This is a genomic window from Agrobacterium sp. lyk4-40-TYG-31 (genome assembly GCF_030209855.1).
Classification (GTDB): domain Bacteria; phylum Pseudomonadota; class Alphaproteobacteria; order Rhizobiales; family Rhizobiaceae; genus Agrobacterium; species Agrobacterium vaccinii.
Genome location: NZ_JARVRE010000004.1, coordinates 936,774 through 950,398, shown reverse-complemented (window position 1 = coordinate 950,398; position 13,625 = coordinate 936,774). Strand labels below are relative to the sequence as shown.

Here is a 13,625-nt window from a genome sequence, read left to right as displayed (position 1 = left end):
AGTCTCACTGCAATCAGTGCGGCAACCTGTATTATTTTGGGATAAATCCCTGTTTCCTTGACTTTCTTGCCAATTCGGCCTATTCCGCCGCTACCGGTCTACGGCGTCGCCGTTATGACAGCTAAGTGTTCTTTTCGAACCAACACGGAAACAGTTTTTCCTTTGACAACATTCTCTGATCTTGGCCTGAGCCAAAAAGTTCTTTCTGCTATCGAAAGTGCCGGCTACACGACACCGACACCTATTCAAGAAGGTGCGATCCCGCCAGCGCTGGAACGACGCGACATTTGCGGCATCGCGCAAACGGGTACGGGAAAGACCGCATCCTTTGTGCTGCCGATGCTGACCCTTCTCGAAAAAGGCCGTGCGCGCGCAAGAATGCCGCGAACCCTCATTCTCGAGCCGACGCGCGAACTCGCGGCGCAGGTTGCTGAGAACTTCGAAAAGTACGGCAAAAATCACAAGCTGAACGTGGCTCTCCTCATCGGCGGCGTGTCCTTCGATGAACAGGACCGCAAACTGGAGCGCGGCGCAGACGTTCTGATCTGCACCCCCGGCCGCCTGCTGGACCATTGCGAACGTGGCAAGCTGCTGATGACCGGTGTCGAAATCCTTGTGATCGACGAAGCCGACCGCATGCTCGACATGGGCTTCATCCCCGATATCGAACGCATCGCGAAGATGATTCCCTTTACACGTCAGACCCTGTTCTTCTCGGCCACCATGCCACCGGAGATTCAGAAGCTGGCCGACCGCTTCCTGCAGAACCCGGTTCGCATCGAAGTGGCCAAGCCCTCTTCGACAGCAAAGACCGTGACGCAGCGCATCGTCGCCACGCATGACAAGGATTACGAGAAGCGCGCCATTCTGCGCGATCTCATAAACGCTCAGACGGAACTCAAGAACGCGATCATCTTCTGCAACCGCAAGAAGGATGTCGCCGATCTGTTCCGTTCGCTGGAACGTCACGGCTTCTCGGTCGGCGCTTTGCATGGCGACATGGACCAGAACTCGCGCACGAAGATGCTTGCGGGCTTCAAGGATAACCAGATCACCCTGCTCGTCGCATCCGACGTTGCTGCACGCGGTCTAGACATCCCCGATGTTAGCCACGTCTTCAACTTCGACGTTCCGATCCATGCGGAAGACTATGTCCACCGCATCGGTCGTACGGGCCGTGCAGGCCGCTCCGGCGCTGCCTTCACCCTCGTCAACCGTCGTGACACCAAGTATCTGGACGCCATCGAGAAGCTGATCGGTGAAAAGATCGAGTGGCTTAGCGGCGACCTGACCGAACTGCCTGCCCCGATGGAAAGCTTTGCTGCCGAGCGTCCGCGCCGTGGCAAGGAAAAGGAACCACGGGGACGTGGCCGCGACAGAAATCGTCGCGAAGCCGCACCACAGATAGAAGTCGAAGAAAAGATCATTCAGCCAGCCGCCATCGTTGAAGTTGCGGCAAACGGAGGCGAAAAGTTGAAGGCAGAGCGCAAGCAAGAAAGAGCACCTCGCAATTTCGAGCGGAACCACAACACGACGCCTCCCGCAAACGACGACAATCGCCGTCGTCACTACCGGGATTACGACGACGGCCCGACACCTGTCGGCTTCGGCGATGACATTCCTGCGTTCATGCTGATCGTGGCAAGCGCGAAAGCCTGATATGAAACCCGGCACTCATTTTCCGGGTGTCGGTTCCGGCCTCGTCATTGAACGGGACGGAAAGGTGCTGCTCTACAAGCGGGTCAATCCGCCCGAAGCAGGCCACTGGAACATCGTCGGCGGCAAGGTGGACCATATGGAGCCCGCCGCCATAGCCGCCAAGCGCGAGGCCGAAGAAGAAACCGGCCTTGCCATCGGCGACGTGACATTCCTCTGCATCAGCGAACAGATCATTCCAGAGGATGGCCAGCACTGGCTGTCGCTCATTTATCTCGCCCATGACGTGAAGGGCGAGCCGAGCCTGACAGAGCCCGACAAATTGTCCGATATGGGCTGGTTCGACATGGATGACGCCCCGCAGCCACTGTCGCTTTTCGCACAGGATGCGTTCCGCCATCTGCGCAAGCGGAGCGCGTGAGGGTCACGGAGCCCCTACATTGCTGAAAATACGCCAAAATTCGTCCTGCTGGCGCCTTTTCGAAAGCATTGCCTCTTTTGTAAACGGTTCTGTGTCGATAAACATCGCAGGACAGGAAGAGGACAACAGCCGCCCGATGCCATTATTTCGCCTGCTCATCATTGCTGCCAGTGTCACCTTTGCCGGCACAGCAAGTGCCGCCACCATTGGTGTCGTCGCGCCGCAGAATGGTGCCTATGAGATGCTGGGCCTGCAAATTCGCCAGGGCGTGAAGATCGCAGCGGCCAAGGCTGGCCTCGATGTCATGGAAATTCACGAAAGCTGCGAAGAAGGCAGCGGTGGCGCCATTGCCGATGGGCTGGTTGCCGCCAAAGTTAGCGTCGTCGTCGGCTTCCTGTGCACAGAGACATTGCAGGACGCCCTCCCGACGCTCAAGAACGCAGCCATTCCAGCCATCACCCTGTCCAGCCGCGCCTCCGGCCTGATGGAAGACACGTTGAAGCGTGGCTTGCCGCTGTTCCGTCTTGGCCCGTCCGATGCTGCCGAGTCCGACGCTGCCATCGAAGTTATGCTGCGGGACTGGAAAGGCCACTCCTTCGGGCTCATCGATGACGGCACGATCTACAGCCGCGAACTCGTGGACCGCATTCGCACCAGGCTGGAAGAATCCGGCCTGAAGCCGACCTTCACCGATACCATGCGCCCGTCCCAGGAGCAGCAGGTCGCGCTGGTCAGGCGTCTCAGCCGCACCGGCATCACCCATGCCTTTATCGCCGCCGAGCGCAATGATGTCGCCACTATCGCCCGCGACGTGGCCGCAGAGAAGGCTACGCTGACCATCATGTCCGGTGACACGATGAGGGCGGCCAACAGCCCCGTTGCCTTGCAGCCCGGCGTCCTTGCCATCACCACGCCGGATTATGCCGCTCTGCCATCTGCCTCCGAGGCGGTGAAGGAATTGAGGGCCGCCAATGTGGAGCCCGAGGGCTATGTCCTGCCAGCATTCGCCGCAACGCAGATCACCGCAAAGCTGAACGAGTTGGTGGAAGCGCAGGACAAGCCCGCGCCGACGCTGATGATCGGCACGCCGTTTGACACCGCGATTGGCCAGATCACCTTTACCGACCGCCACGAGCTTCAGGCCAATCCCTACCGCTTGCAGAAGTGGAATGGCACGGCCTTCGTTCCTGTGGACCGCGCCGAACGCTGACCACAATTGCCCGCGCGGTGATTGTTGATCCCGCGCATCGGTGTTAAATGCCCGCCACAGGAGATCGATGGCAGATGAGGCTTCTTGCCTCGGGTCGCGATCCCGCATTCTTGTTCAGGAGCTTTTGCAGATGACCCTCCCCGTCAGAATTGCCCCCTCCATCCTTGCTGCCAATTTTGCGAAACTCGGTCAGGAAGTCTCCGATGTGACGGCAGCGGGTGCCGACTGGATTCATCTGGATGTGATGGACGGACATTTCGTGCCGAACATCTCCTTTGGCCCTGATGTGATCAAGGCGCTGCGCCCGCACAGTGAAGCGTTCTTCGATTGTCACCTGATGATCGCCCCCGCCGATCCCTATCTCGAAGCCTTCGCCAAGGCTGGGTGTGATGGCATCACCGTTCATGCCGAAGCGGGTGCGCATTTGCACCGCTCGCTGCAAACCATCCGCGCGCTCGGCAAGAAGGTCGGCGTCACGCTCAATCCGGCAACGCCGCTGTCGGTTCTGGAAAACGTGCTCGATGATGTCGACCTCATCCTCATCATGAGCGTCAATCCCGGCTTCGGTGGGCAGAAATTCATCCCTGCCATGCTGGACAAAATCCGCGCAGCCAAGGCGATGATCGGCGACCGTCCTATCGAGCTTGAGGTCGATGGCGGCATCACCATCGACACAGCAGGCAGCGCGATTGCCGCAGGCGCAAACGTGCTGGTCGCCGGTTCTGCCATCTTCAAGGGCGACGGCACGGAAGACTATCGCAAGATGGTCAGCGCCGTCAGAACCGCTGCCGAAAAAGGCCGCACCTGACCTTCGTCTAAAGCGGCGGCCTTGCCCTGCCACCGCTTAACCCTCACACGCGCTATGCGTTGAGATTATCGGGACACTTTGCTAAAGGGGCAGAAATATTCCTTCCTGAGAGAAAGTCATTGCTATGATCCCTCGTTATTCCCGACCGGAAATGGTCGCAATCTGGTCGCCGGAAACAAAATTCCGCATCTGGTTCGAAATCGAGGCGCATGCCTGCGACGCGCTGGCCGAAATCGGCGTTATCCCCAAGGATGCGGCCAAGACCATCTGGGAAAAGGGCGGCGCTGCGGAATTCGATGTCGCGCGCATTGACGAGATCGAAGCCGTCACCAAGCACGACGTCATCGCCTTCCTCACGCATCTGGCAGAATTCGTCGGCCCTGACAGCCGCTTCATCCACCAAGGCATGACATCCTCAGACGTACTGGACACGACGCTGAACATCCAGCTCGTGCGCGCAGCCGATCTGCTGATCGCCGATATGGACCGCGTTCTGGCAGCGCTGAAGACCCGCGCCTTCGAACACAAGGACACCGTCCGCATCGGCCGCAGCCACGGCATCCATGCCGAACCGACGACGATGGGCCTGACCTTTGCCCGCTTCTATGCCGAGATGGACCGCAACCGCGCCCGCCTCGTCGCAGCCCGTGCAGAAATCGCCACAGGTGCCATCTCCGGCGCGGTCGGCACCTTCGCCAATATCGATCCGTCCGTTGAGGAGCATGTCTGCAAGGCGCTGGGTCTCGCGCCGGAGCCTGTCTCCACGCAGGTTATCCCGCGTGACCGCCACGCCATGTTCTTCGCGACGCTGGGCGTCATCGCCTCGTCCATCGAAAACGTCGCCATCGAAATCCGCCACATGCAGCGCACCGAGGTTCTGGAAGCCGAAGAGTTCTTCTCTCCCGGCCAGAAGGGCTCGTCGGCAATGCCGCACAAGCGCAATCCTGTGCTGACCGAAAACCTCACGGGTCTTGCGCGTCTGGTGCGTATGTCGGTGGTTCCGGCCATGGAAAACGTTGCCCTGTGGCACGAGCGCGATATCAGCCACTCCTCCGTGGAGCGCGCCATCGGCCCCGACACGACCATCACGCTCGATTTTGCGCTGAACCGTCTGGCAGGCGTCGTCGAAAAGCTGGTGATCTACCCGGACAACATGCTCAAGAACATGAACAAGTTCCGCGGCCTCGTTCACTCCCAGCGCGTTCTCCTGGCACTGACGCAGGCCGGTGTCTCGCGTGAAGATTCCTACCGGCTCGTCCAGCGCAACGCCATGCGCGTCTGGGAAGAAGGCAAGGACTTCCTGGAAGAGCTGCTCGCCGACGAAGAAGTCCGCGCCGCGCTGCCAGAAGAAAAAATCCGCGAGAAGTTCGATCTGGGCTATCACACCAAGCATGTGGACACGATTTTCAATCGCGTGTTCGGAAAGGCTTAAAGGTCGAAAGACTTTCATTCTTTCTTCCGTCATCCTCGGGCTTGTCCCGAGGATCTAATCACGCTTCTGCGGATGCGACGTGGGTAGATCCTCGGGACAAGCCCGAGGATGACGGAGAAAGGATTTACCGTCACTACACAAACCGCCACCTTGATTCCACCCACAATCACACCGAGATATGCGGCATGAAAGCATCTGAAGCAGATATCCTCATCGTTCCCGGTTACACCAATTCCGGCCCTGAACACTGGCAAAGCCGTTGGCAAGAAAAGCTGTCCACGGCTCGTCGTGTCGAGCAGGCGGAGTGGACAAAGCCGGTCAAGGATGACTGGGTGGCAAAGCTGATCGAGGAAGTGAATGCCTGCACCAAGCCGGTCGTGCTGGTCGCGCACTCCCTCGGCGTGCCGACCGTTATGCATGCACTGCCGCAGATCAAGGACAAGATTGCTGGTGCGATGTTCGTTGCCCCGCCGGATGTGGCAAACCCGGATATTCGCCCGAAACATCTCATGACATTCGGTCCATATCCTCGCGATCCCCTGCCCTTCCCGACCATCACCATCGCCAGCCAGAACGACCCCTTCGGCACCTATGAGCATGCGGGCGATATCGCCAATGCCTGGGGCTCGACATTGATCGATGCGGGCATGTCCGGCCACATCAACACCGAGTCCGGTCATGGTCCGTGGCCGGAGGGTACGATGGTGTTTGCGCAGTTTATCAGCAAGCTGAAACCACCTGCCGGTTTCTCCAAGTAATTTCATTAGAAATTTCAAATATTTCACGACCCTAACTTGCGACGCACATTTTTTTGCACGTCCCTTTTAACTGCGACTTAAGTCTGCGAGAATAGGGTGCGAATTGACGGCGTACGCCCGTGCGCTATTTTAATCGATTGAACATATGGCAGGATCGCGTGAACCAAGATCTGTTGCTGAAAGATATTCTTGAAGCTCTGCCCGTTCCCGTCCTCCATCTTCGGGCCAGTGGCGATATCGTCTTCGTTCCGGCCAATTTCAATATGGCCGCCTCCTGCGACACCCCAGGCCATCTGCTGGACTTCATCCACACCGATGACCACGTGGGTGTAACAGAGGCGCTAGCGACGCTGCCGGAGGTCTCGTCGGCGGCGCTGGAGGCCCGGTTGCACGGCACCGGCACTGTGGATCGTTACGCGGTCCTGTCTTTAAGCGCGGTCGGTACCGGCGCCCGTGCCAGAACGTTGGCTCAATTCACAGATATCACCGAGCAGCGACATCGGGAAAAAGAAATCGCCTTTCGCGAAAGCCGCTGGAACAGCGCGCTCGTCAGCTCCGTGTCGGGTGTATGGGACCAAAACCTCGTCACCGGTGCGATGTACGGTTCGGATACCTGGAAGGCCATTCGTGGCCTGGCGCCACACGAGTCGGTCGAAACCGATTACAACAAATGGGTGGATTTGCTGCACCCGGATGACCGGGAACACACGCTGCATTGCATAGAACGGCAGAATGCTGGCGATCCCGCCTATACCGCCTTCCAGTACCGGGAACGGCACAAGGATGGCCACTGGGTCTGGATCGAATGTCGCGGGGCCTGCATAGAGCGCGATGAATACGGCAGGCCGGTTCGGATCGTCGGCACCGATACGGATGTGTCCGACCGCAAGGCCACCGAACACCTCATGGAGCGCATTTCGCGCCATCTGAAGGTGGCGCTCGAAGCCTCGCAGGTCGGCGTCTTCGAAGTCGATTTCGACGAGGGAGAAACCATCTGGGACGAGCGCATGTACGAAATGTACCAGGTCGATCCCAGCACGCCCGTCAAGATCGGCGGCCTGTGGGAATCGCGCGTTCACCCGGACGATTTGAAGCGGGTCGGTAAGAACGTTTCGAACAAGATCGAAGAACTTCAGCCCTTCTCCGAAGACTACCGCGTCATTCTGCCGGATGGCTCCCTGCGCTACATTCGCGCCCGTTCGCTTCCTTTCTTCGATATCGATGGCCGCAAGAAGATGATCGGCGTCAATTGGGACGTGACGGCGGATGTGCAGCTTCGCCACGAACTGGAGCGCGCCAAGACATTGGCGGAAGCCCGCAACCTCGAGCTTGAAGCGGCAAGAGCGAGCATCGAACACAATGCGATGCATGACTATCTGACGGACCTGCCAAACCGCCGCTATCTGGACGACGTGCTGGAGCGCCGCGTGCCGGGAACAGCCGAGAACAAACGCGGCATTGCCATCCTCCACATCGATCTCGACCGCTTCAAACAGATCAACGACACGCTGGGACACCGCACCGGCGATGTCATGCTGCAGCATGTCGCCGATCTGTTACGCGAAAACCTGAAAGCGGACGAGTTCGCGGCACGCATCGGCGGTGATGAATTCGTCTTTGTGTCGCCCTTCAACGGCAACACCCGAAGAGTGGCGGCCATGGCCGACGGGCTGATCAAGGAGCTGCGGAAGCCGGTTCTGCATGAAGGGCATGAATGCCGGTTTGGCGCCAGCATTGGCATTGCCTGCGGCATCGGCGATGACATCGATTACAAGCAGGTGCTGCTCAACGCCGATATCGCGCTCTACAACGCCAAGAAACGTGGTCGTAACCGCTATGAATTCTTCTCCGCCGACACGCAGGATTGGCTGATCAACACCAAGCGCGTCTCGGACGAAATTCTGACGGCGCTGGAGCGGGACGAATTCGTGCCCTACTATCAGTTTCAGTTCGACGCCAAGACGCTTGATATTTCCGGCGTTGAAACGCTAGCCCGCTGGAACCACCCCATTGAGGGCATTCTGACACCGGACAAGTTTCTGGCCGTCGCCGAAGACCTCGACGCCGTGGCGACCATCGACGGCATCATTCTCGAAAAGGCGCTGGCCGATTTCAAGCTGTGGAAAGCGGCAGGCATGGCCATTCCCACGGTTTCCGTCAACGTATCAGCCCGGCGTCTGCACGATCCCGCGCTGACGGACACGCTGGACCGGCTGGATATCGAGCCTGGAACGCTCTCCTTCGAGCTGCTGGAATCCATCTTCCTGGATGACAGCAACGACATCGCCATTTCCAATATGCAGAAGTTGCGCGCGCTGGGCATCGATATCGAAATCGACGACTTCGGCACCGGCCACGCCTCGATCATCAGTCTTCTGAAAGTCAGCCCCAGCACTCTGAAGGTGGACCGGGAGCTCGTGCGCCTCACACCTGAGTCGGCAGAACAGCGCAAGCTGCTCAGCTCCATAATCGATATCGGCCACTCGCTGGGCATCAAGGTCGTGGCGGAAGGTGTGGAAACAGCAGAGCATATCCGCATCTTGCAGGAGATGGGCTGCGATTCGCTACAAGGCTATGCCCTGTGCCGCCCGATCCCCCGGGATCAGGTCCCGGCTTTCGTTGCCGCCGAGGGTTGGCGATCGGCAGCAACGCACATGCGACCGAAGGCGCGTAGAAAAGCCGCCAATCTGCCGGGAGGCGAATAGAGTGGCGGCTGACTGAAACTTTGGATGGTCAGGCTGCGGCTTTCGCCTGGGTTTCCGCCATTCCCTCACGCAGGCTTTGGGCGGCAGCGTTTAGCAAGTCGCGCATGCGGTCATGAATTTCATTATCGGCCACGGCCACGGCGGCTTGCTCGAAATCGGCATGCAACTTCAGAAAAACGGCCTCGTCCTCATTGCCGCTGACCGCACAGCCCGCCAGTTCGCTAGCATAGGCGCTTGCATCTTCCTTCTTCATCAACGCCGCTGCCCAAAGACCGACCAGCTTGTTGCGCATGGCGTGAAGACGAAAAGTTACATACTCTTCGTTGAAATAAATATTTTCGAGTGCTTTACCACGTTCTTTCAATGCAAACATAATTTCACCCCGGTTTTTATTAGATTGTTATTTTCGTCCTCTTCGCTGGGACGTCTCTGTTGTAAAATAAAACTGTTGAAAAAGCGTAATCACGCAGGACGGCTCTCGCAGAAGACACACGCAAAGGCCACAATTGAAGCGAACGCTCCGTGCCTCATTGTGGAATTGCTTCTTTTCCGTTATGGGACCGCCTAAAGACACGAAACAAACGCCGCCCACCGGCGCCAACCAAGAGATTTGCTGATATGAACCGTCGCCGCCGTATTTACGAAGGCAAGGCCAAGATCCTTTACGAAGGTCCAGAGCCAGGAACTCTCATCCAGTTCTTCAAGGACGACGCAACTGCCTTCAACAAGAAAAAGCACGAAGTCATCGATGGTAAGGGCGTTCTGAACAACCGTATTTCGGAATATCTGTTCACGCACCTCAACAAGATCGGCATTCCTACGCACTTCATCCGCCGCCTCAACATGCGCGAGCAGTTGATCAAGGAAGTGGAGATGATCCCGCTTGAGATCGTCGTGCGCAATGTCGCCGCTGGCTCGCTCTCCAAACGGCTGGGTATCGATGAAGGCGTGGTTCTGCCGCGCTCCATCATCGAGTTCTATTACAAGTCCGACGCGCTCGAAGACCCGATGGTGTCCGAAGAGCACATCACCGCATTCGGCTGGGCGAACCCTGCGGAACTCGATGACATCATGGCGCTCGCCATCCGCGTCAACGACTTCCTGTCGGGCCTTTTCCTCGGCGTCGGCATTCAGCTGGTCGATTTCAAGATCGAATGCGGTCGCCTTTACGAAGGCGATATGATGCGCATCATTCTGGCCGACGAGATTTCCCCAGATAGCTGCCGCCTGTGGGACATCGAGACGCAGGAAAAGATGGACAAGGACCGTTTTCGCCGCGATATGGGTGGGCTTCTGGAAGCCTATTCGGAAGTCGCGCGCCGTCTCGGCATCATCAACGAAAATGAACCGATCCGTGGCACCGGCCCGGTTCTGGTCAAGTAAATTCAGGAGAGCAACAGGTGATCAAGGCACGGGTGACTGTTACGCTGAAGAACGGCGTTCTCGATCCGCAGGGTAAGGCAATCGAAGGCGCGCTCGGCAGCCTCGGTTTCGATGGCGTCGGCCAGGTCCGTCAGGGCAAGGTCTTCGATCTGGAACTGAACGGCGACGCGGCAAAAGCCGAAGCCGACCTGAAGGCGATGTGCGAAAAGCTGCTCGCCAACACGGTGATCGAAAACTACTCTATCGCTATTCTCTGACGCTCAGGAGCCGCCCCATGAAATCCGCAGTCGTCCAGCTTCCGGGCCTCAATCGCGACCGTGACATGATCGCGGCTTTGACACGGATTTCCGGCAAGGCACCCGTCACCATCTGGCAAACGGAAACCGAGATTCCCGATGTCGACCTGATCGTCATCCCCGGTGGCTTCTCCTATGGTGACTACCTGCGTTGCGGTGCCATTGCCGCGCGCATGCCCGTCATGCAGGCCATCCGTGAAAAGGCCGAACAGGGCGTGAAGGTTCTGGGTGTTTGTAACGGCTTCCAGATTCTCGTCGAGGCCGGCATGCTGCCGGGCGCCCTGATGCGCAACGCATCGCTCAAATTCGTCTGCCGTGAAGTGAAGCTCGAAGTCGTCAACAACGACACAGAATTCACCCGCGCCTACGACCAGGGCCAGATCATCCGCTCGCCTGTCGCCCACCACGATGGCAACTACTTCGTGGACCAGGAACAACTGAAGGCACTCGAAGATAACGGCCAGGTCGTGTTCCGTTATGCCGAAGGCACCAATCCGAATGGTTCGCTCAACGACATTGCCGGTGTGATCAACACCAAGGGCAATGTACTGGGCATGATGCCGCACCCGGAAAACCTCATCGAAGCCGCCCACGGCGGCAATGACGGTCGCGGCCTCTTCGCCTCCGCTCTCGGCGTCATCGCAGCTTAATTGTTAATAAAGCCGGGATATACCCGGCTTTATGATCTCTCCCAGTCATGGATTGAAGCGATGAACCGCCTGCCCCGTCGTTACGCACTCAACATTGCAGGCCTCGGCCTCATTGCGCTGTCTCTCGCAGCTTGTCAGTCCGAAAGAAAACCGGCCGCTTCGTCCTCATCGTCCTCGCAGGCAGCCTTGCCTGTTATGGAACGTGTGGCGTTGGGTGCCAATGCCTGCTGGTTCAAGTCAGGCGACCCGGCCTTCAAAGCCTACCGCCTCGCGCCTGAGCTCAACTCCTTCTCCGGTCGTCCCCGCATTCTACTGGTGCCGCGCAACAGCCCGGAATCCCGCCCTATGCTCGTCGTGCATGCGGAAGGCAACCCGGCCAAACTGGACGCCTTCGGTCCTGCTATGAACGAGCCCCATGCCGCGCGCATCTCCGCCGATGTGAAGCGTTGGGCGAATGGCGGCAAGGGCTGCTGATCCACGCGACCTCAGAACGAGCGCGGCAGTGAGAACAGGCTTGCCTTGGAAAACTCGCGCATTGCATCCTGCCGCGTAATCCCAATGTCTGCCAATTCCTCTGCGGTCAGTTCACGCAGTGCCAGACGGGTGTTACGCTTACGCTGCCATTGGCCGATTACACCCAACAGCCGCTCGAAGACGGTGCGTGGCTCGGCCTGAAATGGCGCAGGGTTGACCATATCGCCATCATCCCGGAAAACACGCTCCCGCGCATAGCTATCCGGGTACATTGTATCTATTGTCGAGAGATATTGATCCAACTTGCGCATATTGTACCCCTTCGGGATTTTTTTCAGAAATCATTCAATTGAAACAATCAATACAATTGACTCGAGAACGAGTACAATGCATAAATTGTCACCATGACAAATTGGCTTCCAGATTTATCGCAAGGCACCGGTCCGATTTACGTACGACTTGCCGACCATATTGAAACCGCCATATCAGAAGGCACCCTGCCGCCTGGGACCAAACTGCCGCCGCAGCGAAATCTCGCCTTCGATCTGGGGGTGACAATCGGCACGATCAGCCGCGCCTACGCGCTGATCCACGAGCGCGGCCTCGTCAGCGGCGAAGTCGGACGTGGTACCTATGTCAATGCAAGCGAGACACCCCGGCCCGCGACGAAGCCGGACCATGCGGTCTCTGATTTGGGCGGCACGCGGCCAAGCGCCGAAACACCCAACAAATATCGGCTGAACACGACAGCCGCTCCCGATATCGGCCAGAACCTGCTGATCGACCGGCACATCGCCGATATCGTAAAGGAATGCTCTCCAAAGATCGCCGATTATATCAGAGCGTTCCCGCCGGAGTGGGCACAGGCGGGTGTTCGCTGGCTGAGCCAGGGCGATTGGTCACCGATGGTCGACAACATTGTTCCTACGCTGGGTGCGCATGCGGCCATCATGGGCATCATCACCGCCATGACCTCGCCGGGCGACAGGATCGTGTTCGAGCCCGTCACCTATTCCCAGATTGCTCGCGCTGCCATTCTGGCCGGTCGCCGTGCGTCTGTGGTGGAGAGCGACGAACAGGGCATCATCCCCGACGATTTCGAGCGGGTCTGCGCACAGCAGCACCCGAAAATGATCTTCCTCATGCCGACAGGCCAGAACCCGACCTGCGCCGTGTTGCCCGAGGAGCGCCGTCGCGCCATTGCCGATATCGCTCACCGCTACAATGTCTGGATCATCGAAGACAATCTCTACGGCGCGATGGTCAGCAGCCAGCCGCCGATGATTGCGCAATTCGCGCCCGACCTCACCTTCGTCGTGGGCGGCCTGTCGAAGTCCGTGTCTGCTGGTGTGCGTGGAGGCTGGGTCTCCTGCCCGTCGAATTTCGCTACGCGCATCCGGATTTCCCACGCCATGATGACCGGCGGCTTGCCCTTCCTCTTGGCGGAACTCAGTGCCCGCATGGTCAATAGCGGCGATGCGCATGACATCCGCAGAGACGTCACAGACGAGATCAATGCCCGCGAACTGATCGCCCGCAAGGCCTTTGCCAGTTTCGAATTCAATTCGATGCCGGACATTCCCTTCCTCTGGCTCAAGCTGCCGGAACCGTGGCTTTCGGGAACCTTCCGCAGTGCGGCCATGAAGGAAGGCATTCTCATCGATGACGAGGATGAGTTCAAAGCCGGACGCTCGGAAAAGGTCTTCCACCGCGTCCGCATCAGTTTTTCCGCACCGAGAACCCGCGAAGAGCTGACAGACGCTTTCGGCATTCTGCGGCAACTCCTGGACAACGGCTCTGCCGGGTATGAAGGCGTGGCCTGACAGCAAAAA

At 58.4% G+C, this 13,625-nt stretch carries 14 protein-coding genes; 12 read left to right on the top strand and 2 right to left on the bottom strand.

Translation table 11 applies throughout. From position 1 onward, the window contains the following. The first annotated feature begins 162 nt into the window (after positions 1-162). The 7 genes from QRN55_RS09835 to QRN55_RS09805 all read left to right on the top strand — a co-directional run bounded on the left by QRN55_RS09835 (position 163) and on the right by QRN55_RS09805 (position 8,990). Positions 163-1,659 (top strand): DEAD/DEAH box helicase, encoded by a 1,497-nt coding sequence (locus QRN55_RS09835; protein ID WP_233121167.1) that lies wholly within the window; start codon positions 163-165, stop codon positions 1,657-1,659. Position 1,660: 1 nt separating this feature from the next. Continuing rightward, positions 1,661-2,077, top strand: coding sequence for an NUDIX domain-containing protein (locus QRN55_RS09830; protein WP_284776544.1), 417 nt, complete (start codon positions 1,661-1,663; stop codon positions 2,075-2,077). 136 nt (positions 2,078-2,213) lie between these two features. After that, positions 2,214-3,287, top strand: coding sequence for a branched-chain amino acid ABC transporter substrate-binding protein (locus tag QRN55_RS09825; protein WP_284776543.1), 1,074 nt, complete (start codon positions 2,214-2,216; stop codon positions 3,285-3,287). A 130-nt stretch (positions 3,288-3,417) separates the two neighbouring features. Beyond that, on the top strand, positions 3,418-4,095 hold the full coding sequence (gene rpe, locus QRN55_RS09820) for a ribulose-phosphate 3-epimerase (protein WP_284776542.1): 678 nt from the start codon (positions 3,418-3,420) through the stop codon (positions 4,093-4,095). Between the two features lie 124 nt (positions 4,096-4,219). Next, on the top strand, positions 4,220-5,527 hold the full coding sequence (gene purB, locus QRN55_RS09815; protein ID WP_112499740.1) for an adenylosuccinate lyase: 1,308 nt from the start codon (positions 4,220-4,222) through the stop codon (positions 5,525-5,527). Positions 5,528-5,712: 185 nt separating this feature from the next. Next, entirely contained in the window at positions 5,713-6,285 is a 573-nt protein-coding gene (locus QRN55_RS09810) for an RBBP9/YdeN family alpha/beta hydrolase (RefSeq protein ID WP_284776541.1), read from the top strand. A 158-nt stretch (positions 6,286-6,443) separates the two neighbouring features. Further along, positions 6,444-8,990: a sensor domain-containing protein gene (locus tag QRN55_RS09805; RefSeq protein ID WP_284776540.1), complete on the top strand. Its 2,547-nt coding sequence runs from the start codon at positions 6,444-6,446 to the stop codon at positions 8,988-8,990. Positions 8,991-9,018: 28 nt separating this feature from the next. Here QRN55_RS09805 and QRN55_RS09800 read toward each other — a convergent pair whose 3' ends face one another. Then, positions 9,019-9,363: an ATPase inhibitor subunit zeta gene (locus QRN55_RS09800; protein WP_284776539.1), complete on the bottom strand. Its 345-nt coding sequence runs from the start codon at positions 9,361-9,363 to the stop codon at positions 9,019-9,021. A gap of 245 nt (positions 9,364-9,608) precedes the next feature. Here QRN55_RS09800 and purC point away from each other — a divergent pair, with 245 nt between their 5' ends. Genes purC through QRN55_RS09780 form a run of 4 tightly spaced genes read left to right on the top strand, consistent with a single transcriptional unit; the run spans position 9,609 to position 11,793 of the window. Continuing rightward, positions 9,609-10,373 (top strand): phosphoribosylaminoimidazolesuccinocarboxamide synthase, encoded by a 765-nt coding sequence (gene purC, locus QRN55_RS09795; RefSeq protein ID WP_045230303.1) that lies wholly within the window; start codon positions 9,609-9,611, stop codon positions 10,371-10,373. A 17-nt stretch (positions 10,374-10,390) separates the two neighbouring features. Beyond that, complete coding sequence (purS, locus tag QRN55_RS09790; protein WP_112499738.1) at positions 10,391-10,630, top strand: phosphoribosylformylglycinamidine synthase subunit PurS; 240 nt, start codon at positions 10,391-10,393, stop codon at positions 10,628-10,630. A gap of 17 nt (positions 10,631-10,647) precedes the next feature. After that, positions 10,648-11,319 (top strand): phosphoribosylformylglycinamidine synthase subunit PurQ, encoded by a 672-nt coding sequence (purQ, locus tag QRN55_RS09785; protein ID WP_112499737.1) that lies wholly within the window; start codon positions 10,648-10,650, stop codon positions 11,317-11,319. Positions 11,320-11,379: 60 nt separating this feature from the next. After that, positions 11,380-11,793, top strand: a complete 414-nt coding sequence (locus QRN55_RS09780; RefSeq protein WP_284776538.1) for a hypothetical protein — start codon at positions 11,380-11,382, stop codon at positions 11,791-11,793. Between the two features lie 11 nt (positions 11,794-11,804). Here QRN55_RS09780 and QRN55_RS09775 read toward each other — a convergent pair whose 3' ends face one another. Further along, a complete protein-coding gene (locus QRN55_RS09775; protein WP_284776537.1) occupies positions 11,805-12,104 on the bottom strand; it encodes a DUF1127 domain-containing protein in 300 nt (99 codons plus the stop codon). A gap of 93 nt (positions 12,105-12,197) precedes the next feature. Here QRN55_RS09775 and QRN55_RS09770 point away from each other — a divergent pair, with 93 nt between their 5' ends. Further along, on the top strand, positions 12,198-13,616 hold the full coding sequence (locus QRN55_RS09770) for an aminotransferase-like domain-containing protein (RefSeq protein ID WP_284776536.1): 1,419 nt from the start codon (positions 12,198-12,200) through the stop codon (positions 13,614-13,616). Positions 13,617-13,625 lie beyond the last annotated feature (9 nt).

Coding starts and splice junctions, on each gene's coding strand:
- QRN55_RS09830 (WP_284776544.1), top strand. CDS start 1,661: ATGAAACCCGGCACTCATTTTCCGGGTGTCGGTTCCGGCCTCGTCATT.
- QRN55_RS09825 (WP_284776543.1), top strand. CDS start 2,214: ATGCCATTATTTCGCCTGCTCATCATTGCTGCCAGTGTCACCTTTGCC.
- rpe (WP_284776542.1), top strand. CDS start 3,418: ATGACCCTCCCCGTCAGAATTGCCCCCTCCATCCTTGCTGCCAATTTT.
- purB (WP_112499740.1), top strand. CDS start 4,220: ATGATCCCTCGTTATTCCCGACCGGAAATGGTCGCAATCTGGTCGCCG.
- QRN55_RS09810 (WP_284776541.1), top strand. CDS start 5,713: ATGAAAGCATCTGAAGCAGATATCCTCATCGTTCCCGGTTACACCAAT.
- QRN55_RS09800 (WP_284776539.1), bottom strand. CDS start 9,363: ATGTTTGCATTGAAAGAACGTGGTAAAGCACTCGAAAATATTTATTTC.
- purC (WP_045230303.1), top strand. CDS start 9,609: ATGAACCGTCGCCGCCGTATTTACGAAGGCAAGGCCAAGATCCTTTAC.
- purQ (WP_112499737.1), top strand. CDS start 10,648: ATGAAATCCGCAGTCGTCCAGCTTCCGGGCCTCAATCGCGACCGTGAC.
- QRN55_RS09780 (WP_284776538.1), top strand. CDS start 11,380: ATGAACCGCCTGCCCCGTCGTTACGCACTCAACATTGCAGGCCTCGGC.
- QRN55_RS09775 (WP_284776537.1), bottom strand. CDS start 12,104: ATGCGCAAGTTGGATCAATATCTCTCGACAATAGATACAATGTACCCG.
- QRN55_RS09770 (WP_284776536.1), top strand. CDS start 12,198: ATGACAAATTGGCTTCCAGATTTATCGCAAGGCACCGGTCCGATTTAC.